Origin of the sequence: Bradyrhizobium sp. ERR14 (assembly GCF_014198235.1) — a bacterium.
Lineage (GTDB): Bacteria > Pseudomonadota > Alphaproteobacteria > Rhizobiales > Xanthobacteraceae > Bradyrhizobium.
This window is the reverse complement of record NZ_JACIHD010000025.1, coordinates 62,533-85,019: the sequence shown is the minus strand read 5'-3', so window position 1 is coordinate 85,019 and position 22,487 is coordinate 62,533. Positions and strand designations below refer to the sequence as shown.

The 22,487-nt window shown below is 64.6% G+C and carries 20 protein-coding genes and 1 pseudogene; 14 read left to right on the top strand and 7 right to left on the bottom strand.

Annotated features, from left to right (window positions below; genetic code table 11):
- From GGD62_RS41180 to GGD62_RS36200, 5 genes and pseudogenes are all read left to right on the top strand, one after another.
- Positions 1–121: pseudogene (locus GGD62_RS41180) on the top strand (chemotaxis protein CheW); the annotation flags it as partial.
- A gap of 31 nt (positions 122–152) precedes the next feature.
- Positions 153–539 (top strand): response regulator, encoded by a 387-nt coding sequence (locus tag GGD62_RS36215; RefSeq protein ID WP_018321619.1) that lies wholly within the window; start codon positions 153–155, stop codon positions 537–539.
- 61 nt (positions 540–600) lie between these two features.
- Positions 601–1,479, top strand: coding sequence for a protein-glutamate O-methyltransferase CheR (locus GGD62_RS36210; protein WP_183713225.1), 879 nt, complete (start codon positions 601–603; stop codon positions 1,477–1,479).
- 2 nt (positions 1,480–1,481) lie between these two features.
- Positions 1,482–1,799: a hypothetical protein gene (locus tag GGD62_RS36205; RefSeq protein WP_018321617.1), complete on the top strand. Its 318-nt coding sequence runs from the start codon at positions 1,482–1,484 to the stop codon at positions 1,797–1,799.
- Positions 1,800–1,940: 141 nt separating this feature from the next.
- Positions 1,941–2,444, top strand: coding sequence for a response regulator (locus GGD62_RS36200; protein WP_018321616.1), 504 nt, complete (start codon positions 1,941–1,943; stop codon positions 2,442–2,444).
- A 53-nt stretch (positions 2,445–2,497) separates the two neighbouring features.
- Here the strand turns inward: GGD62_RS36200 and GGD62_RS36195 are convergent, their stop codons facing one another.
- Positions 2,498–2,818, bottom strand: a complete 321-nt coding sequence (locus GGD62_RS36195) for a hypothetical protein (RefSeq protein ID WP_183238722.1) — start codon at positions 2,816–2,818, stop codon at positions 2,498–2,500.
- 150 nt (positions 2,819–2,968) lie between these two features.
- Here GGD62_RS36195 and GGD62_RS36190 point away from each other — a divergent pair, with 150 nt between their 5' ends.
- A complete protein-coding gene (locus tag GGD62_RS36190) occupies positions 2,969–3,604 on the top strand; it encodes a response regulator transcription factor (protein ID WP_026202588.1) in 636 nt (211 codons plus the stop codon).
- A gap of 161 nt (positions 3,605–3,765) precedes the next feature.
- Here GGD62_RS36190 and GGD62_RS36185 read toward each other — a convergent pair whose 3' ends face one another.
- The 3 genes from GGD62_RS36185 to GGD62_RS36175 all read right to left on the bottom strand — a co-directional run bounded on the left by GGD62_RS36185 (position 3,766) and on the right by GGD62_RS36175 (position 8,661).
- Positions 3,766–7,359, bottom strand: coding sequence for a PAS domain S-box protein (locus GGD62_RS36185; RefSeq protein WP_183713223.1), 3,594 nt, complete (start codon positions 7,357–7,359; stop codon positions 3,766–3,768).
- Positions 7,337–7,756, bottom strand: coding sequence for a response regulator (locus GGD62_RS36180; protein WP_018321612.1), 420 nt, complete (start codon positions 7,754–7,756; stop codon positions 7,337–7,339). Before GGD62_RS36180 ends, GGD62_RS36185 begins: the two co-directional genes overlap by 23 nt.
- A 188-nt stretch (positions 7,757–7,944) precedes the next feature.
- Complete coding sequence (locus tag GGD62_RS36175) at positions 7,945–8,661, bottom strand: GntR family transcriptional regulator (RefSeq protein WP_183713220.1); 717 nt, start codon at positions 8,659–8,661, stop codon at positions 7,945–7,947.
- A 94-nt stretch (positions 8,662–8,755) separates the two neighbouring features.
- On the opposite strand from GGD62_RS36175, the gene GGD62_RS36170 reads away from it, so the two are divergent.
- From GGD62_RS36170 to GGD62_RS36145, 6 genes are all read left to right on the top strand, one after another.
- Entirely contained in the window at positions 8,756–9,775 is a 1,020-nt protein-coding gene (locus tag GGD62_RS36170; RefSeq protein ID WP_018321610.1) for an ABC transporter substrate-binding protein, read from the top strand.
- Positions 9,775–10,536 carry an ABC transporter ATP-binding protein gene (locus GGD62_RS36165; RefSeq protein WP_018321609.1) on the top strand — a complete coding sequence of 254 codons (762 nt, stop codon included), beginning with the start codon at positions 9,775–9,777 and terminating at the stop codon, positions 10,534–10,536. The genes GGD62_RS36170 and GGD62_RS36165 overlap by 1 nt, the downstream gene beginning before the upstream one ends.
- Before the next feature lie 11 nt (positions 10,537–10,547).
- Positions 10,548–11,411 (top strand): ABC transporter permease, encoded by an 864-nt coding sequence (locus GGD62_RS36160; RefSeq protein ID WP_183713217.1) that lies wholly within the window; start codon positions 10,548–10,550, stop codon positions 11,409–11,411.
- On the top strand, positions 11,408–13,147 hold the full coding sequence (araD, locus tag GGD62_RS36155) for an L-arabinonate dehydratase (protein ID WP_183713214.1): 1,740 nt from the start codon (positions 11,408–11,410) through the stop codon (positions 13,145–13,147). Before GGD62_RS36160 ends, araD begins: the two co-directional genes overlap by 4 nt.
- 9 nt (positions 13,148–13,156) lie before the next feature.
- Positions 13,157–13,876 (top strand): ribonuclease activity regulator RraA, encoded by a 720-nt coding sequence (locus GGD62_RS36150; RefSeq protein ID WP_183713211.1) that lies wholly within the window; start codon positions 13,157–13,159, stop codon positions 13,874–13,876.
- A gap of 76 nt (positions 13,877–13,952) precedes the next feature.
- Complete coding sequence (locus tag GGD62_RS36145) at positions 13,953–15,044, top strand: SMP-30/gluconolactonase/LRE family protein (RefSeq protein ID WP_183713208.1); 1,092 nt, start codon at positions 13,953–13,955, stop codon at positions 15,042–15,044.
- 201 nt (positions 15,045–15,245) lie between these two features.
- On the opposite strand, the gene GGD62_RS36140 is transcribed toward GGD62_RS36145, so the two are convergent.
- On the bottom strand, positions 15,246–17,351 hold the full coding sequence (locus GGD62_RS36140) for a S9 family peptidase (RefSeq protein WP_183713205.1): 2,106 nt from the start codon (positions 17,349–17,351) through the stop codon (positions 15,246–15,248).
- Between the two features lie 211 nt (positions 17,352–17,562).
- Between GGD62_RS36140 and GGD62_RS36135 the strand changes: the two genes are divergently transcribed.
- The gene (locus GGD62_RS36135) at positions 17,563–18,999 is read left to right on the top strand and encodes an MBOAT family protein (RefSeq protein ID WP_183713202.1); all 1,437 of its coding nucleotides are present in this window, start codon (positions 17,563–17,565) and stop codon (positions 18,997–18,999) included.
- Positions 18,999–20,099, top strand: a complete 1,101-nt coding sequence (locus GGD62_RS36130; RefSeq protein ID WP_183713199.1) for a hypothetical protein — start codon at positions 18,999–19,001, stop codon at positions 20,097–20,099. The genes GGD62_RS36135 and GGD62_RS36130 overlap by 1 nt, the downstream gene beginning before the upstream one ends.
- Before the next feature lie 206 nt (positions 20,100–20,305).
- Here the strand turns inward: GGD62_RS36130 and GGD62_RS36125 are convergent, their stop codons facing one another.
- Positions 20,306–21,493: an alanine--glyoxylate aminotransferase family protein gene (locus GGD62_RS36125; RefSeq protein ID WP_183713196.1), complete on the bottom strand. Its 1,188-nt coding sequence runs from the start codon at positions 21,491–21,493 to the stop codon at positions 20,306–20,308.
- A 106-nt stretch (positions 21,494–21,599) separates the two neighbouring features.
- Entirely contained in the window at positions 21,600–22,325 is a 726-nt protein-coding gene (locus GGD62_RS36120) for a thermonuclease family protein (protein ID WP_179739741.1), read from the bottom strand.
- Between the last annotated feature and the right edge of the window lie 162 nt (positions 22,326–22,487).

The following is a 22,487-nucleotide window of genomic DNA, read 5'->3' as shown; positions in this document are numbered from 1 at the left end:
CCTCGACCCCCGCATGGCCAAGCTCGCCGGCGGCGTCCACCGCCTCGAGGGCCAGCTCATGGTCGTCCTCGACGTCGATCGCGTCCTCGAGCTCGAAACCAAAGTGCAGATGGCTGCGTGAGCCAACGAAACATCGAAGCCGGAGAACCAAAATGAAGACCTGCTTGGTGGTTGATGATTCCAGCGTGGTGCGCAAGATCGCCCGCCGGATCCTGGAAGGCCTGGAATTCGAAGTTACCGAGGCCGAGGACGGCTCGAAGGCGCTCGAGATCTGTCAGCGGCAGCTGCCCGATGCGGTGCTGCTCGACTGGAACATGCCCGTGATGGACGGCTTCGAATTCATGGGCCACATGCGCCGCCTGCCCGGCGGCGACCAGCCCAAGGTGGTGTTCTGCACCACCGAGAACAATGTGGCGCATATCGCCCAGGCGCTCAGCGGCGGCGCCAACGAGTACATCATGAAGCCTTTCGACAAAGACATCATCGCCGACAAGTTCGCTGAAGTTGGTTTGATCCCGGTCGGACAAGCCATGGTCTGAGTGTGTCTGGCCCGCGTATTTAGGCCAGAGTGTTCCAGTACAAGCTTCGAAGAGGCCATCCGTGACCCCGACCGAGTATGAGTATCTGCGTAAGTTCCTAAAGGAAAATTCCGGTCTCGATCTTTCCGCAGACAAGCAATATCTGATCGAAAGCCGCCTGCTGCCGCTGGCCCGCAAGGCCGGACTCTCCGGCATCGGCGAGCTCGTGCAGAAGCTGCAAGGCGGCGCGCGCACGGTGATCACCGACGTGGTCGAAGCCATGACCACCAACGAGACCTTCTTCTTCCGCGACAAGGTCCCGTTCGATCATTTCCGCGACACCATCATGCCCGAGATCATCAAGGCGCGGGCCGCCCGCCGCAGCATACGGATCTGGTGCGCCGCCGGCTCGACCGGGCAGGAGCCCTATTCGCTGGCGATGTGCCTGAAGGAGATGAGCGCGGCTCTCACCGGCTGGCGCATCGAGATCATCGCGACCGATCTGTCGCAGGAGGTGCTGGAGAAGGCCAAGTCCGGAATCTACAGCCAGTTCGAGGTGCAGCGCGGCCTGCCGATCCAGATGCTGATGAAATATTTCAAGCAGACCGGCGAGACCTGGCAGGTCAATCCCGAATTGCGGGCGATGATCCAGCACCGGCAGCTCAACCTGCTGCACGATTTCGCGCAGCTCGGCACCTTCGACGTCATCTTCTGCCGCAACGTGCTGATCTATTTCGATCAGGACACCAAGATCAACATCTTCAACCGGCTGGCCCGTCAGATCGAGCCCGACGGCTTCCTGGTGCTGGGCGCGGCCGAAACCGTGGTCGGCCTGACCGATACGTTCCGGCCGATTCCGGAGCGGCGCGGCCTCTACAAGCCGAACGATCCGCGTGCCGCAGCCGCCAAGCCGGCTCTGGCCGGCGCTGCGCCGCGCATGGCGGCCATGGCAGGACGATAGACATGGCCGAGGATGGCAAGGGTACGGAACGCGTGACTTTCAGTCGCGGCTACGATGTCTGCATCATGGCCATCGACGGCACCTGGCGCCGCGACTGCAAGCTCAACGCGATCTCCGATACCGACGCCATCCTCACGGTGGAAGGCTCGATCCAGGGGTTGAATCTGAAAGAGTTCTTCCTGCTGTTGTCGTCCACGGGCCTCGCCTACCGCCGCTGCGAGCTGGTCCGCGTCAACGGCGCCGAGATGGACATTCAGTTCCTGCGCGGCAAGAACAGGAAGAAGCGCGGCGCAGCCGGCGGCCGCGACGAAGCGGCGTGATCCGCCCGCATCCGTCGCCGTCTTTTCCGGTCCGTTGCTTCACATTTTCTGAAAACATCCGAATGAATTCGCGACAGGGCCTTTACGTGGCCTAAGCGCGAACCGTGTATCCATTGATGGTCCCAATCTCAGGATACTGAAATGCCCAGAAGTTCTCTTTCCCCCATCTCCTCAAACCTGCCCGACGGCGCCGAGCGGCGTGCGCTTCAGCTCCTGGTGGTCGATGACGACGCCACGCAGCGCAGCCTGATTACGGTCGCCGCCAAGCAGGCCGGCCACGAAGTCACCGTGGCGCCGTCAGTGGCGGATGCGATCGAGAAGCTCCGCGCCGCGCGCTTCGACTGCGTGACGCTCGATCTCGTGCTGGAGGATGGCGACGGCATCGACGTGCTGCGCGAGATGGCGGCAGCGAAGTTCGGTGGCGCAGTGATCGTCATCAGCGGCATGGACGGCAAGCGCCGCAGCGCCGCCCGCAGCTTCGCCCGGTCCGTCGGGATCGAGCTCCAGAGCCTGCCGAAGCCGCTCGACCTCGCGGCCTTGCGCATCAGCCTCGCCAATCTCGGCAAGACCGCGATGGGCCTTCCGGCGATCCACACCTGGGGTGGTGTCGCCACCGACGCGATCGTGGAACGACACCGCGCCTAGGACTTGCGGAGCTGCCATGCGATGGATGCGGCCGGCGTGCCGCTGATCGCGCTCTATGCCGGGGTGCCGGTTTCCGACAGACATTGCAGGGCGTGGCCGAGGCCCGCCCGGCAGGCGTTGAGAGCGGCGCTCGCCGTCGCATAGCGCGGCGTGACGTCGTCGAGCACGAAAATGTCGGCGGAACCGGCCGGATCGCCGTTATCGTCGTGCGCCAGACCCATTTCCAGCAGGCCAGCTTCCATCATGGCTGCGTCGATCAGGCGCATGCTGCTCTCGATCCGTGTGATCAGGGCGCGAAGATCGGCAGCGATCAACTGACGGCTGTCAGTTTCAGGCATCGCGATGAGCGGGGGTGTGCCAGCGAAATTTAGCATGGATATTCTCCGTACCCCGCAATTAGGCACCCTGCCGCTACTTGTGCGTTAAGTCCATGTCCCGTACAAATACGGGTGGGCCGAATCCGCGCCGAACGCCATAACGGTTTGGCGCGGACGCGAGTCCTTCATGCCAACTGGATGTGGCACATGGCCGAACAAAGCTCTCGCGGTGAAATCTTCGTGGTCGACGACGACCCTGCCGTTCGCGACACCCTGTCGATGGTGTTGAAGGCGGCGGGCTATGAGGTGATCTGTTTTGCGGACGGCGCAGCGCTGCTCTCCGTCGCGCGAAACCGCACACCGGCTGCGATCCTGCTCGACGTGAACATTCCCGGAAAGTCGGGCCTCGACATCCTGAAGGAGCTGCACGGCGAGGATTATCCGGCGCCGATCTTCATGATCTCCGGGCAGGGCGACATCGCGATGGCGGTGGGCGCGATCAAGAGCGGCGCGCTCGACTTCATCGAGAAGCCGTTCCGCGGCAGCGAGATCGTCGGCCGGCTCGACGAGGCGATCGGCGCCTATGCGCGCAGGCAGGCGGAGAACGCCTCGCCGAAATTCGGCTCGCTGCACTTCCCCGGGCGCGAGCCGCTGACGCGCAGGGAGCGCGAGGTGCTCGAGCAGTTCGCCTCCGGTGCGTCCAACAAGGAAGCCGGCCGCACCCTCGGCATCAGCCCGCGCACCATCGAGGATCACCGCGCCAACATCATGAAAAAGCTCGGCGCGCGCAACGCCGCCGATCTGATCCGCATCGTGATGACCGCGGCCCAGCGCGCGTCGTAGGCGGCTGGTTCTCTCTTCGTGCCCCGGACGCAGCGCGTCACGCAGTGATGCGCTGCAGAGCCGGGGCCCATCTCTCCAAACTCACCGCTGACAGTTCTGGGTTCCGGCTCTGCGGTGCAGCGCCAGGGCGCTACGCCTTGTCCGGGACACGGAGCTGCGCCTCAAGCGCTCAACGCCTTGCGGATGATCCGCGCGAGATCCGATTTGCGATAAGGCTTGGCCAGCAGCAGAACGCCGGAATCCAGCCGGCCGTGATGGATGATCGCGTTCTCGGTATAGCCCGACGTGTAGACCACCCTGAGATCGGGGCGTGTTTTCATCAGTTCGTCGGCGAGCTGCCGTCCGTTCATCTTGCCGGGCATGATGACGTCGGTGAACAGCAGGTCGAACGGCTTGCCGGCGGCAACAATCGCCAGCGCCTCGGCCGCATTCGCGGCCTGCAAGGTGACGTAACCCAGCGCATGCAGCTGCGCCAGCACGTAGTCGCGCACCAGCCGGTCGTCCTCGACCACCAGGATCGTCTCGTGTCCGCCCTCGATCGTCGCCGGCGTCACGCCCTCGCCGACCGCTGTCGGCGTCGTGCCGGGTGGCAGGTACATCTTGATCGTGGTGCCGTGGCCTTCCTCGCTGTAGATCTTGATGTGGCCTGCGGACTGCTTGATGAAGCCGTAGACCATCGACAGCCCGAGCCCGGTGCCCTTGCCCGGTCCCTTCGAGGTGAAGAAGGGGTCGAACACCCTGGTCAGCATGTTCGCAGGGATACCGGTGCCGGTGTCGCTCACGGCGATCAGCACGTAATGGCCGGGACGGACGTCGTTGCCGCTGGCATAGACCTCGTCGAGATAGGCGGCGCCGGTCTCCACGATTAGCTTGCCGCCGCCGGGCATGGCGTCGCGGGCATTGAGCGCGAGATTGAGGATCGCGGTGGTGAGCTGGTTGGGATCGACGATCGCGACGCAATTCTCGTCCTCGAACACCGATTCGATCTGGATCTGCTCGCCCAGCGTCGGCCGCAACAGCTTCGCGGTGTCGACCACCAGCGAGTTGATGTCGATCTCGCGCGGCTGGAGCGGCTGCTTGCGCGCGAAGGCCAGCAGGTGCTGGGTCAAATCGGCGCCGCGCGCGGCGGCCTCGTCGATCATCTTCGTGATGGCCGCAAGCTGCGGCTCCTTCTCGACGGCTTCCGCGAGGATCTCGATCGTCCCGGTGATGACGGTGAGGATGTTGTTGAAATCGTGCGCCACGCCGCCGGTGAGCTGGCCGACCGCCTCCATCTTCTCGGCATGGCGGATACGCTCCTCGGCGGCGATCTTGTCGGTGAGGTCGCGGTAGAAGACGTTGAACAGCAGGCCTTCGCGGCGCTTCAGCGCGGTGACGCTCAGCTCGGCCTTGAATTCCTTGCCGTCGCGGCGGCGGCACATCAGCTCGCGGCGGCGGTTCAGCGTCCTGTCGCCCTCGTTCTCCAGGAAGTGCTTCAGGCCGGCCCTGACCCTTTCGCGTTCGCTCTCGGCGACGATCAGGTCGATCGTGCTCTTGCCGAGCACCTCGTCGCGGCGCCAGCCGAACAGCTGCTCGGCCTGCGAGTTCCAGCTCAGGATGCTGCTGGTCTCGTCGGTCTGGATGAAGGCGTCGAGCGAGGTCTCGACGATGTTGCGGGCGAGCCGCTCGCTCTCGCGCAGCGATTCCTGCGCGAGCCGCGCTTCCGTCATGTCGCGTCCGACGAAGAAGAAGCGCTGCGCCTGCTCGGACCAGTTGCCGAGCCAGGACAGCCAGACCTCGTGCCCGTTCTTGTGGAAGCAGCGGGTGTCGCCGAGCTTGGGGCGCTCGCCGCGCCGCAGCGCGCGCATGTCCTCGCGCGATTGCGCCAGATAGTCGGGATGAATGAAGTCCGCGCCGCTGCGGCCGAGCATTTCGTCCGGCCGGTAGCCGAGAATGGTCTCGCTGCTCGGGCTGATCTGCGCGACATGGCCCCGCGGGTCCATGACCATGATCAGATCCTGCGAGGTGTCGAAGATCTGCCGGCGCTCTTCGAGCTGCTGCTGCAGCTGCCGCTCGGCCCGCCGCGCCTCGGTGAGACTGTGCGCGGTCCCGGAGACGCCGATGATCTCGCCGGACGGCCCCCTGATCGGCGAGAGGCTGAGTGAGATCTCGACCGGCGTGCCGTCCTTGCGCAGGCGCACCGTCTCGAACCGCTCGATCGGCTCGCCCCGCGCGATCCGCGCCAGATAGCCCTTGCCATGCTCGCGCCGGTCGGGCGGCACGATGATCGCGGTGGATTTCCCGATCGCCTCACTCGCCGAGTAGCCATAGAGCCGCTCGGCGGCCGGATTCCAGCCCGTGATGATTGCGTCGAGCGTCTGCATCACGATCGCATCGTCGGACGATTCGACGGCGGCGCTGAACAATTGCTCGCGTGCCGCGTGATGGCTTCGTGCGGCCTCGGTGCGGCGATGCTCCTCGATCTCGCGTTGGAGCGCTGCCGTTTTCGCCCGCGTCTCTTCGACCATCTGGGCGAAAGCTCGCGCCAGCACGCCCGTCTCGCCGCTCGCATCGACGGGAATGTCGGCTGGCCGTCCGTTGCCGATGGCCTCCACCGCCGCGGTCAGGCGACCGATCGGACGAGTTAGCGAGCGCGCAAGCAGCACCGCGAGTAAGGCCGCGGCGAGGACAGCGAGGATACCGACCAGTAACGACGTTCTTTGAATCGCCGCCGGTACGAGGCCGAACACCGGCGCGGGGATTGTCTCGATGATTGCGACCCATTCTTTGCCCACGAGCAGCGCCGGCGCGATCGCCGCCCCGCTCGGCCGGCCCGACCCGTCGGTCATGAGGCGCGTGGATCCCTCCAGCGTACCGGTCAAGGCACCAAAATACGGAAAGTCCTTGCGCCAGTCGTTGGGACGATCATGCAATGCGCCGAATTCTCGCGTGCGATCCGGATGAACGAGATAGTCGCCGCGCGAATTCACGACGTAGATTTCGCCCCCCGAGGTCGATGTCGCGCGGACGCGGTCGAGCGCCGGACGCATGTCGATATTGGCGATGATGATCCCGAACGGCTTGCCATCCGGCGTGAACAGCGGCGTTGCGACCCGCAGCGTCGGAACGTGCAGGGCGGTGGTGCCTCCCTGGCGGGTCGCGAGATCGATGGGTGAAACGTAAATCTCGCCCGGCGCCAGGCGTATCGTGTCCTCAAAGTACGTTCGTTCGCCCTTGCGCTCCAGTTCGCCGCTGGGGACGATCCGTGCCGTTCCATTCGGGCCAGAGCGGTCGACGCGGACCAGCTCGCGCTGATCGTCGTCGAGACCGATGATGCGAAACTGCCCGTAGATGGGTTTTGCCTCGATCTCGGCCGCGAGCCGCGTGGCGATACGCTCGCGCCAGGTTTGCTCCGAGACGCCGTCTGAAGGGTCAATTCCTCCGGCCACGTGAGCGCGGATCAGGCCATTGATCGCCGCGGCAGAGCGATAGCCGATCAAATCGCCGCGGGCCCCGGCAACATAGGATTCCAGATTGGCCGCGAGCAGGCGCGATTGGGCCCCGACCCGCTCCAGGACGCGCGGGATCACTGCTTGCGTGGTGTTGCGAAAGCCGAGCCATCCGACTGCGGCCACGGTGACCGCCACCAGCAGGATCATCGCGATCGCCAGCCGCGTTGCGAGGGTCAAGCGGATGTTCGCAGAGCTTCCCGGATGACCACGCCTGGTCTGGCCTGGAGCCGCGGCGCGCCCTTCATCGGTGGCCGGAGCTGACATCGGACCCCTCCGGCGCGCCTGCTTTCAGGCAGCCATCGACAGCGGCGAGCAGGGCGTCAGGCCGGAACGGCTTTTGCAGACTTGCCACCGCGCCGAGCTTGGTCGCCATCTTCAGGAAGTCCGGTTCCGCATAGGCGTCCGGCGTGATCGAGCGGCCGGAAATGACGATGATCGGAATGGCCGGAGCCAGCACCCGGATGTGACGCATTGTCTCCAGCCCGTCCATGCCGGGCATGAAGATGTCGAGAAACAGGAGGTCGAACCGGCTGGCCTCGAACAGCGCAAGTCCCTTGCGGCCATCGCCGGCGACCGTGACGTGATGACCGGCCCTCTCCAGGAGCAGCCGGATCGTGATTTGAACGGCCGGGTCGTCATCCACGATCAGGATGTTGGCCACGTCTGAATTCCTCCGGGCCGGACAGGACGTCCCCACCGGCCGCAAATCAAACCATCAAAGACGAAATTGTTGCGCGGATTCCGCCCGGCCTGCAAGCACTTCGCGAGTGCCCGGTGAATGCTCGCCCAAGGGAAGCATGATTATGCACGGTTACGTGCATAAGGGGGTTCGCCAGGCTGGTGGTCTGTCTAATCGGTCAAATATTCCGGATAATTGCTCCGGATCTTGTCGAGCTCGCTGAGCGTGCCCGATAAATGCTTGCGCAGATGCTGTTGCGCGGCGTCGGGGTCGCCGGCTTCGATCGCGCGGGTGATCAGCTTGTGGTGGCGGACGATGTTCTGGGCCTTGCCGGGCGAGGGCAAATGCAGCCGGCGCAGCCGGTCGATATGTCCGCTGCGGCTGCGCACCAGCGTCCACAGCTCCTGCTTGCCAGCCGCAGCATAAAGCTGGGCGTGAAAATCATTGTCGGCGGCGATGAAGCTCTCGAAATCGCCGGCCTTGGCGAACTGCTGCTGAAGCGCGATCACATGGTCGAGGCGGAGGACCAGGGCCTGGTCATGCTGCTCGGCGAGCAGCCGGACGATTTCGAGCTCGAGCGCCTGGCGCAGGAAATGGGCCTGCTCGGCCCGGCCGACATCGACCCGGCTGACCACGGTCGCGTGCTGCGGAAACACGTCCACGAGCCCTTCTTCCTCGAGTCGCATCAGGGCGTCGCGGATCGGCGTCGAGCTGACGCCGAATTGCGCAGCGAGATCGGTGCGCGACAGCGGCGAGCCCGGGGGCAGTTCGAGCGCGAGAATGGCGTTGCGCAGCCGCTCGAACACCTGCGGCGCGGCCTGCCGAGCCCGGTCGAGCGGCGCCCCCCGGCGGGCGGTCGCGCGGGACGCGGAATGGGCGGTTTCCATACGAGGGGCTCCGGGAGGCTTGCCTTTGATGCACTAATGCATTAGTGCATCAGCAGGATCGCTCGTCAATGGCGGCCGGAGGAAACGAACAATTATGATCAAGCCATTCCAGCGTGGCGCTGCCGCCATCGCCCTGATCGTCGCAACCGTGCTGGCGGCTTCGCCGGCGCGTGCGCAGCAGAAGTCCGAGATCGCGCTGTCGCGCCAGCCCGGCATTTTCTACATGCCGAGCCACATCATGGAGAAGCTGAAGCTGATCGAGAAGCACGCAGCTTCACTCGGCCTCGCAGGCATCACCACCAAATGGATCACCTTCTCCGGCGGCGGCGCGCAGACCGATGCGCTGCTCGCGGGCGGCGTCGACATCCTCAACACCGGCACCGGCAATCTTCTGCTGCTGTGGGACCGCACCCGCGGCGGCGTGAAGGGTATCGTCGCGACTTCGGCACAGCCGATGACGCTGATCAGCCGCGACGCCAACATCAAGTCGATCAAGGACTTTGGCCCGGCGGACAAGATCGCGGTGCCGACCGTCAAGGTCTCGACCCAGGCGATTGTGCTGCAGATCGCAGCCGCCGAGGCCTTCGGCGCCGACCAATGGTCGAAGCTGGATGCCAACACCGTGCAGCTCGGCCATCCCGATGCCTATGCGGCGCTGTCCAATCCCAAGCACGAGGTGCACAACCACTTCTCGATCCCGCCCTTCACCTTCCTGGAGCTGAAGAACGTGCCGGGCGCGCATATCGTGCTGTCGTCGCCGGACGTGATGGGCGGGCCGCTCAGCCAGGCGCAATTCTTCACGACCACGAAGTTCGCCGAGGCCAATCCAAAGATCATCCAGGCGGTGCGCGACGCGACCAAGGAAGCGCAGGCCCTGATCCGCAGCGACACGAAGCAGGCGGTCGAGATCTACAAGGAGATCACCGGCGACAAGACCTCGGTCGAGGAGTTGCTCGATCTGCTCAAGGAGCCCGGCATGATGGAGTGGAATCTCGAGCCGCAGGGCACGATGAAGTTCGCTGCGCATCTGTTCAAGACCGGCACGCTGAAGAGCCAGCCCAAGGCCTGGACGGATTACTATCTCCCCGTCGCGCACGATCTGAAGGGCAACTGATGGCGCTGCTCGACGTCAGCTCCGTGACGCTGCGCTACAAGACCTCCAGCGCAGTCGTCACCGCCACCGAGAGGGTGAGTTTCACGGTCGACAAATCCGACCGCTTCGTGCTGCTCGGTCCCTCCGGCTGCGGCAAGTCGACCCTGCTCAAGGCCGTCGGCGGCTACATGACCCCGAGCGAGGGCCGCATGACCATCGGCGATCGCGAGATCCACGGTCCCGGCGCCGACCGCATGATGATCTTCCAGGAGTTCGACCAGCTCCTGCCCTGGAAGAGCGTGCTCGCCAACGTGATGTTTCCGCTGCTGACCGCGCGAAAACTGTCGCGCAGGGACGCCGAGGCCAAGGCACGGGCCTATATCGAGAAGGTCGGCCTCACCCGCGTGGTCGATGCCTATCCGCACACGCTGTCCGGCGGCATGAAGCAGCGTGTGGCGATCGCGCGCGGCATGGCGATGGAGCCCGACATCCTCTTGATGGACGAGCCGTTCGCGGCGCTCGACGCGCTGACGCGCCGGACCTGCCAGGACGAGCTGCTCCAGCTCTGGAGCGAGACCAAATTCACCGTGCTGTTCGTGACCCATTCGATTGCGGAAGCGATCCGCATCGGCAACCGCATCCTGCTGCTGTCGCCGCATCCCGGCCGCGTCAAGGCCGAGGTGATCGACGTCGACAAGGTTTCGAACGAGGACGGCAGCGCCGGCCGGCTGGAGAAGGAGATCCACGATCTCCTGTTCGCCGGCGAAGCCACCGCGCATTGAAGGAGCCTCCGATGGGCGAAGCCAAAATATTGCTGCGGGCCGAGCCGGCCGCCGCCAGTTCAGCCGCGGGCGAGGTCGAGCGCAAGCTGAGCGTGCTCGAGCTGTTGTGGAACGACGGCTTCGTCCGCAAGTCGGTGATCATCCTGTTCCTGGCGGCGGTCTGGGAAGCCTACGGCGTCGCTCTCGACAATCCGCTGTTGTTCCCGACGCTGCACGATACCGCGATCACGCTGTTCGAGCGCGTCAAGGACGGCACCATTCCGATGCGGGCCTGGACGTCGCTGAAAGTGCTGTTCATGGGCTATTCCGCCGGCATCGCACTCGCCGCGATCTTCACCGTGCTCGCGATCTCCACTCGGATCGGCACCGACTTCCTCGAGACGGTGACGGCGATGTTCAATCCGTTGCCGGCGATCGCGCTGTTGCCGCTCGCATTGATCTGGTTCGGGCTCGGCAACGGCAGCCTCGTCTTCGTGCTGATTCATTCGGTGCTGTGGCCGGTCGCGCTCAACACCCATTCCGGCTTCAAGAGCGTGTCCAACACGCTCCGCATGGTCGGCCGCAATTACGGCCTGCGCGGATTGCCCTATGTGGCAAAGATCCTGATCCCCGCGGCGTTCGGCTCGATCCTCACCGGTCTCAAGATCGGCTGGGCCTTTGCCTGGCGCACGCTGATCGCGGCCGAGCTGGTGTTCGGCGTGTCCTCGGGGCAGGGCGGGCTTGGCTGGTTCATCTTCGAGAACCGCAATCTGCTCGACATACCCGCGGTGTTCGCGGGCCTCTTGACGGTGATCATCATTGGGCTCTTTGTCGAGAACCTGATCTTCCGCGCCATCGAGCGGAACACCGTGCAGAAATGGGGCACCCAATCATGACCAAGAAGAAAATAGCGCCCGACCAGCTCCGCAGCGCGCGCTGGTTCGCGCCCGACGATCTCCGCTCGTTCGGCCATCGCTCCCGCACCATGCAGATGGGCTACGCGCCGGAGGAGTGGAAGGACCGCCCGATCATCGCGATCCTCAACACCTGGTCGGATGCGCAGCCCTGCCACATGCACTTCAAGTCGCGCGTCGACGACGTCAAGCGCGGCATCCTGATGGCGGGCGGCCTGCCGATCGAGCTGCCGGCGCTGTCGTTGTCGGAATCGCTGTTGAAGCCGACCACCATGCTCTATCGCAATCTGCTGGCGATGGACGCCGAGGAGCTGTTGCGCAGCCATCCCGTCGACGGCGTGGTGCTGATGGGCGGCTGCGACAAGACCACGCCAGCGCTGCTGCTGGGCGCGACCTCGATGAACATTCCGGCGATCTATCTGCCGGCCGGCCCGATGCTGCGCGGCAATTGGAAGGGCAAGACGCTCGGCTCCGGCTCCGACGGCTGGAAATACTGGGACGAGCGCCGCGCCGGAAAGATTTCCGACAAGGACTGGCTCGATATCGAGGCCGGCATCGCCCGCAGCTACGGCACCTGCATGACCATGGGCACCGCGTCGACCATGACGGCGATTGCCGAAGCGATCGGCATGACGCTGCCCGGCGCCTCGTCGATCCCCGCTGCCGACGCCAATCACATCCGCATGGCCTCTGAATGCGGCCGCCGCATCGTCGAGATGGTGTGGGAAGATCTGACGCCAAAGGTGATCCAGACCCGGAAGGCGTTCGAAAACGCCATTGCGGTCGCGATGGCGATGGGCTGCTCGACCAACGCGATCATCCATCTGATCGCGCAGGCCCGCCGCGCCGGTCAGGACATCGGCCTCGACGATTTCGAGATCGCGAGCCGCAAGGTGCCCGTCATCGCCAACGTGCGGCCGAGCGGCGATGCCTATCTGATGGAAGACTTCTTCTATGCCGGCGGCCTGCCGGCGCTGATGGGGCAGATCAAGCAACATCTGCATCTCGACTGCATCACCGTGACCGGAAAGACCATTGGCGACAATATCGAGGGTGCCGAAGTTCACAACGACGACGTAATCCGCGGAATCGACAATCCCATCTACAAGGAGGGCGCGCTCGCCGTGCTCAAGGGCAATCTCGCGCCCGACGGCTGCGTCATCAAGCCTAGCGCCTGCGCGCCGCGCTTCCTCAAGCACACCGGCCCAGCGCTGGTGTTTGATGATTACCCCTCGATGAAGAAGGCGGTCGACGATCCCAATCTCGACGTCACCGAGGATCACATTCTGATCCTGCGCAATGCCGGGCCGCAGGGCGGGCCGGGCATGCCGGAATGGGGCATGCTGCCGATCCCGACGAAACTGGTGAAGCAGGGTGTGCGCGACATGGTGCGCATCTCGGACGCGCGCATGAGCGGCACCAGCTACGGCGCCTGCATCCTGCACGTCTCGCCGGAATCCTACATCGGCGGCCCGCTGGCGCTGGTGCAGAACGGCGATCGCATCACGCTCGACGTTGCCGCCCGCACCATCAATCTCGACGTCCCCGAAGCCGAGCTGGAAAAACGCCGCGCCGCCTGGAAGCAGCCCGAGCGCCGCTTCGAGCGCGGCTACGGCTGGATGTTCACCAAGCACATCAAGCAGGCCAATGACGGCTGCGACTTCGACTTCCTCGAGACCGATTTCGGCGCGCCGATCGGCGAGCCGTCGATTTACTAAAGGACGCACATGTCAAAACTCAGCGAAGCCACCCGCACAAAACTCAAATCGGTCTCCACCGCCACCGTCGCCACCGCGCTGTTCAAGCGCGGCCTGCGCATCCAGATGATCCAGGACGTGCATCCGCTCGGTGCCGACCAGCCGACCATGGTCGGCGAGGCCTTCACGCTGCGCTACATGCCGGCGCGCGAGGACCTCAACACCATTGACGTGTTCAAGGACCGCTCGCATCCGCAGCGCAAGGCGGTCGAAGATTGCCCTCCGGGCGCGGTGCTGGTGATGGACAGCCGCAAGGATGCGCGCGCGGCCTCGGCCGGCGCCATCCTGGTGACGCGGCTGATGAAGCGCGGCGTCGCCGGCGTCGTCACCGACGGCGGCTTTCGCGATTCCGCCGAGATCGCCAAGCTCGGCATCCCCGCCTATCACCACCGCCCGTCGGCGCCGACCAATCTCACGCTGCACCAGGCGATCGAGATCAACGTCCCCATCGGCTGCGGTGACGCGCCGGTATTTCCCGGCGACGTCATTCTTGGCGATGCCGATGGCGTCATCGTGATCCCCGCGCATCTCGCCGATGAGATCGCCAACGAGACCTTCGAGATGACGGCGTTCGAGGATTTCGTCACCGAGGAGGTCGGCAAGGGCCGCGGCATCTTCGGTCTCTATCCCGCCACGGATCCGCAGACGCTCACCGACTTCGCGGCGTGGCGGAAGAAGAACGGCCGGTAAGGCCAGCGCCAAACCAAGTCAAGAAAACAGGCCGGCCACATCAAGCGCCGGCCTTTTATCACCCAGGGAGGATTTTATGAATTTCACGCGACGCGATCTCGTGGCCGGCGCTGGCGCAGCAATGGCGTCCACGCTTCTGGCCCGCGCCGCCGGCGCCCAGTCGTTCCCGTTCACGCCCAACCAGCGCTACCCCGACCCCGCCGTCCAGATCCTCGATCCCAGCTTCACAAAATACCGGCTCTACTCCTCGACGGTCGAGCAGGTCGCGTCCGGCATGCGCTGGGCCGAAGGCCCGGCCTATTTCCCCGAGGGCGGCTATCTCCTGTTCTCCGACATTCCCAACAACCGGATCATGAAGTTTGACGAGAAGACCGGGCAGACCAGCGTGTTCCGCGCCAATGCCAATTACGCCAATGGCAATGCGCGCGACCGCCAGGGCCGTCTCGTCACTTGCGAGCACTCCGTCACCCGCCGCATCACCCGCACCGAGAAGGATGGCAAGGTCACCGTGCTCGCCGACAAGTTCGAGGGCAAGCGGCTGAACGCGCCGAACGACATCGTGGTGAAGTCCGACGACAGCATCTGGTTCACCGATCCCCTGTTCGGCATCAACGGAGAGTGGGAGGGCAAGAAGGAGAAGGCCGAGCAGGCCACCACCAACGTCTACCGCATCGCCAAGGACGGCAAGATCACCGCCGTCCTCGCCGACCTCGTCAATCCGAACGGCCTCGCCTTTTCGCCGGACGAGAAGAAGCTCTATGTCGTCGAGTGGAAGGGCACGCCCAACCGCAGCATCTGGAGCTACAATGTCGGCGACGATGGCGCGCTCAGCGGCAAGACCAAGCTGATCGACGCCGCCGACCAGGGCTCGCTCGACGGCTTCCGCGTCGACCGCGATGGCAATCTCTGGTGCGGCTGGGGCTCCAACGGCGCGCTGCAGGGCGAGCCGACCGATGTCGGCGGCCGCAAGGTGTTTCAGCTCAGGGCGAGGCCCGAGGATCTCGACGGCGTCATGGTGTTCAACGCGGACGGCAAGCCGCTGGCCTTCATCAAGCTGCCCGAACGCTGCGCCAATCTCTGCTTCGGCGGCCCGAAGAACAACCGGCTTTATATGGCCAGCAGCCATTCGGTGTATGCGCTGTATGTCGAGGCGCACGGGGCGGTGTGAGTCTTCGCCTCTCCCCACCCTACAAGACCGTCGTCCCTGCGAACGCAGGGACCCATAACCCCAGGGAGCAATTTGGCGAAGACTTGCAGTTAAGAAATCTTCGCCGCTACTGCTTTCGCCTTCCACCGATACATCACGCGGTATGGGTCCCCGCGTTCGCGGGGACGACAGCGGAGGATGTCGCTACGGCGGTGGGTGTGGCTACACTCCAGCCTCCGCCATCCCCGCCGCCCACAGTGCGAACGCATAGACGATCGCGACCTCATCCAGCCGGTCGAATCGGCCCGACGCGCCGCCGTGGCCGGCGCCCATATTGGTGCGGAGCAGGACCGGGCCGCCGCCGCTCATGGTGGCGCGCAGGCGCGCGATCCATTTGGCGGGCTCCCAGTAGGTGACGCGCGGATCGGTCAAGCCGCCCATCGCCAGGATCGCCGGATAGTCCTTTGCCGCGACATTGTCGTAAGGCGAGTAGGACAGGATCGTTCGAAAATCTTGCTCGCTCTCGATCGGGTTGCCCCATTCCGGCCATTCCGGCGGCGTCAGCGGCAGGGTGTCGTCGAGCATGGTGTTGAGCACGTCGACGAACGGTACTTCGGCGACGATGCCGGCGAACAATTCGCCGGCGCGATTGGCGACCGCGCCCATCAGCATGCCGCCGGCCGAGCCGCCATGGCCAATGATGCGTTTTGCGCTGGTGTATTTCGCATCGATCAGCGCGCGGGCGCTGGCTGCGAAATCGTCGAACGAGTTGATCTTCATCTCGCGCTTGCCGTCGAGATACCAGCCCCAGCCCTTGTCGGCGCCGCCGCGAATATGGGCGATGGCGTACACGAAGCCGCGGTCGACCAGCGACAGGCGGTTGGCGTTGAACGAGGCCGGCATCGCCATGCCGTAGGAGCCGTAGCCATAGAGCAGCAGCGGCGCCGAGCCATCGAGCTTGAGCCCGCGGCGGTAGAGGATCGACACCGGCACCTCGGCGCCGTCATGCGATTTCGCCGTGATGCGCGTGGTGACGTAATCGGCCGCGTCGTGGCCCGACGGAATCTCCTGGCGCTTGCGCAAGGTGCGCGTGCGCTTGACCATGTCGTAGTCATAGACTTCCGACGGCGTCGTCATCGACGAATAGGCGAAGCGCAGATTCGTCGTCTCGAATTCGTAGGAGCCCATCGTATCCAGCGAATAGGCGGCCTCGTCGAAGGCGATGGCGTGCTCCTCGTTCGAGGCGAGATCGCGGATCACGATCGCCGGCAGCGCGTTGGCGCGCTCCAGCCGCACCAGATGGCCGGCATAGAGATCGAGGTCGATGATGTAGATGCCGGGACGATACGGGATCAGATCGCGCCAGTTCTTGCGCTCGGGCGAAGAAAGCGGCGCCGTGACGATCTTGAAGTCGATGGCATCGTCGGCATTGGTGAGGATGAAGAGCTGATCGCCGCGATCGGCCAGCGAATATTGCACGCCTTCCTCGCGCGCCGCGACGAGGCGCGGCTGCGCCTCGGGGTTGGCGAGATCGATCAGCCGCTGCTCCGAAGTCTCGTGATCGCCGCCGGCGATCACGCAGAAGCGGCCGCTGGTGCTCTCGTGCAGATGGGTGAACCAGCCGGCATCCTGCTCTTCATAGATCAGCGTGTCGTCGGCCTGCTTGGTGCCGAGCTTGTGTCGCCACACCTGCATCGGCCGGTGGTTGTCGTCGAGCTTCACATAGAAGAAGCTCTTGCAATCCGCGGCCCAGACCACGCCGCCATCGGTCTCCTCGACCACGTCGTCGAGATCCCTGGCCGTTGCCCAGTCGCGCACGCGGATCGAAAAATATTCCGAGCCCTTGGTGTCGGCGCTCCAGGCCTGCAGCTTGTGATCGTAGGAATGCCGGCTGCCGCCGAACCTGAAATATTTGTGATCCTTGGCGAGCGCGTCGCCGTCGAGCACGATCTCGCCGTCGCCGCCGTCGCGCGGCATGCGGCCGAACAGCTCGTGCTGTCCGCCCTCGCGAAACCTGCGGAAATAGGCGAACGGGCCGTCGGGCGAGGGCACGCTGGAATCGTCCTCCTTGATCCGCCCGCGCATCTCCCGCACCAGCGTCTTCTGCAGGGATGCGGTGTGGCCGAGCAGGCTCTCGGTGTAGCTGTTCTCCTCATCCAGATATTTGCGGATGTCGGGATCTAGCACCTTGGGATCGCGCAGCACCTCCTGCCATTTCGCGTCCTTCAGCCAGGCATAGTCGTCGGTCACGGTGATCCCGTGCCGCGTGAAGGAATGCGGCCGGCGCGGGGCGACGGGGGGCTGGGAAGGGGTTTTGGCTTGTGTCACTCGGTCCTCATTCGTGTCCGACGTCGCTGCTTCGCCTCTCCCCGCATGCGGGGAGAGGGGGAAGGAAGCGGCTCGCCGCGTTCCCTTATATCGTTCCGCTTCCGTGGATTGCCAGCGCGGCTAGTGCCAAAGACTGGTGCCAAGTCGCCGGGTTGTTGACCGGCCCCTTGTATGCTTTACGGACCAAAATCCCCGCCGCCGGTCCAGCCTGATGCTGTTCAATTCCTACCCGTTCATCCTGCTGTTCCTGCCGGTCGTTCTGGCGGGCTATTTCTGGCTTGGGCGGCGCAGCAATTTCACGCCGGTGATCTGGCTGGCGCTGGCCTCGCTCGCCTTCTATGCCATCGGCAACTGGCAGTTCGTGGCCCTGTTGCTGCTGTCGATCGGCTTCAATTACGGCGTCGGCCATCTCCTGATCGTGGCGAAGCTCGGTCCGTCACACCGAAAGGCGGCGCTCGCACTCGGTGTCGTCGGCGATCTGCTCGTGCTCGGCATCTTCAAATATGCCGGCTTCGCTGCCGAGAACATCAACACGCTGTTCGGCTCGCATCTTGCGGCTCACATCCTGTTGCCGGTCGGCATCTCCTTCTACACCTTCACACAGATTGCCTTCCTGGTGGATGCGTATCGCGGACAGGTCGCGGCCTATGCGTTGCCGCATTACGCGCTGTTCGTGACCTATTTCCCGCATCTGATCGCCGGGCCCATTCTCCACCACAAGGACATGATCCCGCAATTCGAGCGGAAGGAGACGAAGTATCCGGACGGACATCTGATGTTGTGCGGTGTCATCATCTTCGCCATCGGCCTGTTCAAGAAGACCTGTCTTGCCGACGGCATCCAGCCGCTGGTCGCGCTCGCCTTCGAGGCGCGCTCGCCGAGCTTCGACCAGGCGTGGTGTGGTGCGCTCGCCTACACGTTCCAGCTCTATTTCGATTTCTCCGGCTATTCCGACATGGCGATCGGAATATCGCTGATGTTCGGCATCTTCCTGCCCGTCAATTTCAACTCGCCCTACAAGGCGACCAGCGTCGTCGAGTTCTGGCGCCGCTGGCACATGACGCTGTCGCAATTCCTGCGCGATTATCTCTACATCCCGCTCGGGGGCAACCGCCACGGCCGCGTGCTGCGCTACGTCAATCTGATGATCACGATGCTGCTCGGCGGGCTCTGGCACGGCGCTGCCTGGACTTTTGTCATTTGGGGCGCGCTGCACGGCGCTTATCTCTGTGTCAACCACGCCTTCAACGCGCTGATGCCGACCATTCCGTCGCCCCTTGCGCGCCCGGCCCGCATCGCCGGAGCAGCGCTGACCTTCCTCGCCGTCGTCGTCGCCTGGGTGTTCTTCCGCGCCGAGAGCGTTGCGTGGGCGCTGCGGGTTCTCCACGCCATGGCCGATCCCTCCAACATCGTCTTCGGCCGCGAGGAGATCGCGGCGCTGGTGCTGGTCGCCGTCTACGCCGCGCTGGTGTGGCTGGCGCCGAACACGCAAGGCATCCTGGGATACGATCACGCGAACCGCCGGGTCGGCGAGAGCCTGCGGGCAGGGCGCATGCGGCCGCTGTTTCTCTATGGCGCATCGCTGGTGCTTGCATTCGGCATCTTGGGCATCCAGAGCCACAGCGAATTCATCTATTTCCGGTTCTGATGCGCAGGCCGTTCACCAGTCTCAAGCGTCTTCTTCTCGCGAGCATGGCATTCGTGCTCGGTGCGGCCTTGCTCACCTACGCCGTCGATCCCTTGCAGTTGTTCCGTCCCTCGCGCTCCGCCTTCTATTCCGACGACACGCGCGTGCAGAATGCCGGTCTGATCCGCAGCCAGTCGTTCGACACCGCCTTCATGGGCACCTCGCTCGCGATCCATTTCCGCCAGAGCGACATCGACCGTGCGCTCGGCGTTCGCTCGCTCAAGCTGGCGATGACCGGCTCCAACTCACGCCAGCAGGCCTTCGTGCTGGAGCAGGCGATCGCGGGCGGCGCAAGGCGCGTGATCTGGGCGATGGACGATTTCATCTTCGTCGATGCGGCCGACATCGAGGCCGATCCCTATCTGTCCGTCGATCTCTATCGCGGGACGGCCAAGGGCATCGCGTCCTATCTGTTCAGCGCCGCGATGGCGAAAGAGTCCCTGTTCACGCTGCTGCGGTCGGTCCCGCCGTTGCAAGGGCCGCTGACCCGCGCGGCGCCGTTTCTTCCCGTCAAGTTCGCGTTCGCCGATGTCGACGACATCTACGCGCTGCCGCGGGATTTCGACATTGCTCGCGAGTACAATGCGAGGAGGACGCTCGCCGCCTTCGCCTACATCACGAGCCCGGTGCGCAGTCGTTTTCTCGGCGAAGGCTACGGCTATGACGCCATGGTCAGGCATTTCGAGCGCGATGCCGTCGGCCTGATCACGCGCCACCCCGACGTGACCTTCGACATCTACTTCCCGCCCTATTCGATCCTGCAATTCGTCGCGATGCGCGATGCCTCGCCCGAGACGCTGAAGATCGTCACCGATCTGACGGCAGTCATTTCGCAGCGCCTGACACAGCTTCCCAATGTGCGCCTGCACGATTTCCGCGCGATCAAGGCGGTGACGCACGACCTCGATAACTACGGCGACGTCATCCACCACTCGCCGGTCGTCGATGCGAAGGTGCTGCAGTGGCTGGCGAGCGGGGAGTATCGCGTCGATCCGAAGACGCCGACGGCGTCGCTGGATGAGCTGAAGGCGCAGGTCGAGGCGTATCGTGTCGCGCGCTGATCTTCCCCTCTCCCCCTGTGGGAGAGGGTGGCTCGCCGCGGAGCGGCGAGACGGGTGAGGGGTATCTCTCCGCGAATCGATCTCGAAATTGAGTTTGCGGAAACAACCCTCATCCGGCGCTTCGCGCCACCTTCTCCCACAAGGGGAGAAGGAAGAAAGGAGCGCTGCGTTCGCAGGGACGACAGTGGCGTTTGGGGCTGGCGCCTCTACACCGCCACCTCTTCCCCGAGATACGCGACCGCCGCTTCCAGTCCGCCCTTGCCGTGCGGGATCTTCAGGGCGTTCAGGCCAATCTCGATCACCCCTAACGTGCCGAGCAACATCGGCGCGTTGACGTGGCCCATATGGGCGATGCGGAAGGCTTGGCCCGAGAGGTCGCCGATGCCGGTGCCGAGCACCACGCCGCACTTGTCCTTGCAATAGCGTTGCAGCACCGCGGGATCGTGGCCGTTGCTCATGGTCACCGTGGTCACGGTGTTGGAGCGCTCGCTCGCCTCCGCCACGTTGAAGCCGAGCACCTGGCCTTCCGACCATGCGCCAACCGCGCGGCGTGCGGCTTCGCCGAGCAGGCTGTGGCGGCGGAAGGCGTTCTCGAGGCCTTCCTCGTGCAGCATGTCGATCGCCTTGCGCAGCGCGAACAACAGGTGCACCGGCGCGGTGCCGGCGTATTTACGATAATTCTCGGTGCCCTCGCGCTCGCTCCAGCTCCAATAGGGCGTCGACATGTCGGCCTTCTTGTGCACCTCGAGCGCACGCGCATTGGCGGCGACGAAGCCAAGGCCAGGCGGCGTCATCAGGCCCTTCTGCGAGCCCGACATCGCAATATCGATGCCCCATTTGTCCATCTCGAACGGCATGCAGCCGAGCGAGGCGACAGTGTCGACCATGTACAGCGCCGGATGGCCGCTCGCCTTGATCGCCTTGCCGATCGCCTCGATGTCGTTCTGCACGCCCGAGGCCGTGTCGACCTGGACCACGACGACCGCCTTGATGGTGTGCTCCTTGTCGCGGCGCAGGCGCTCCTCGACCTCGTGCGGCCGCACTGCGCGGCGCCAGTCGCCCTTGAGCACCTCGACCTCGGCGCCCATCAGCGCTGCCGCATTGCCCCAGCCGATCGCGAAGCGCCCGCTCTCCAGCACCAGCACCTTGTCGCCGCGCGACAGCACGTTGCTCAGCGCCGCTTCCCAGGCGCCGTGGCCGTTGGCGATGTAGATGTAGGACTTGCCCTTGGTCGCAAACAGTTTCGAGATGTCACTGAGCAGGCTCTCGGTCAGGTCGAGCATCTCCTTGGAGTAGATGTCGATCGCCGGACGGTGCATTGCCCGCAGCACCTCGTCGGGCATCGTGGTGGGCCCGGGGATGGCCAGAAATTCCCGGCCCGCGCGAACGGTCATTGCTGTTGGTCCTTGTTGCTTGAGAACGGACTGGTGGGTTTGCTGATTCACGTTTTACGCGCCGTGAACCCCCAAGAAAAGCACGCAAAACGCAGGTCTGGGGCTCTCATCTCTTGGTCTCGCGGCAGCCGGCGGCTTCCGCCTCCTCGACCGAGCAGAACCAGCGAGTGCCCTTGCTGATCTTCATCTTGATCTGGGTGTACCAGCGGCTGGTCGGCTGGTGAAAGATGCACTCGCCGGCGCTGTTGACGTTGCCCTTGATGGTGCAGTCCGGGGAAGGCGCGACCGGTCCCGAGGCCGAGGCGAGCAGCACCGCATGCGCCCCGTCGGGCGGCTTGGTGGCGCCGAGGATGGCGGTCTTCTTGTTGCGGACGCGCCAGTCCCAGGGCGCGATGAAGGCGCCCTGCCACATCCCGGCTTTCGCCTCGCGCGCAGCGGCCTCGTCGGGCTCGTAGTCCTTGGAGATGCGGGTGTAGGCAAGCGCCCAGCCGCTGCGCACCAGCCATTTCTGGATGTCCTCGCCGCCGACCTCGCAGCGCGCCACAGTGCGGCCGCGCCGGTCGATTGAACGGGTGTGGCAGACCCAGCTCTTGCCCTCGGCATATTTGGCGAGCTCGTCGCGCGCCGCGACGCCGCAGGTCCAGCGCTCGCTTTTGGTGTTCAGGCAGAGCTGGTCGACCGCAGGCGCGTCGATGCCGCCGAGCCGGATCCGCGTGTTGCCGATCACGACGGCATCGCCGGCGCGGACCTTGGCCATGCCGGTGATGTCGGTGGCCTCAGCCAGCGAGGGCAGGGCGAGCAAGGACAGCGCAATCAGGATTTTTCGCAGCATGCCGGTCCGCGTGTGATGAAAATCTCGATAGATCGCGCAATTGTGGTCGGCTTTTGGCCGTCGGGCCAGCGTATGCCTAACAGATAGGCTTTCAACTTCCCGTCATTGGTCGAAGGTCCCGTAGGGTGGGCAAAGCGAAAGCGTGCCCACGATGTCTTTCGT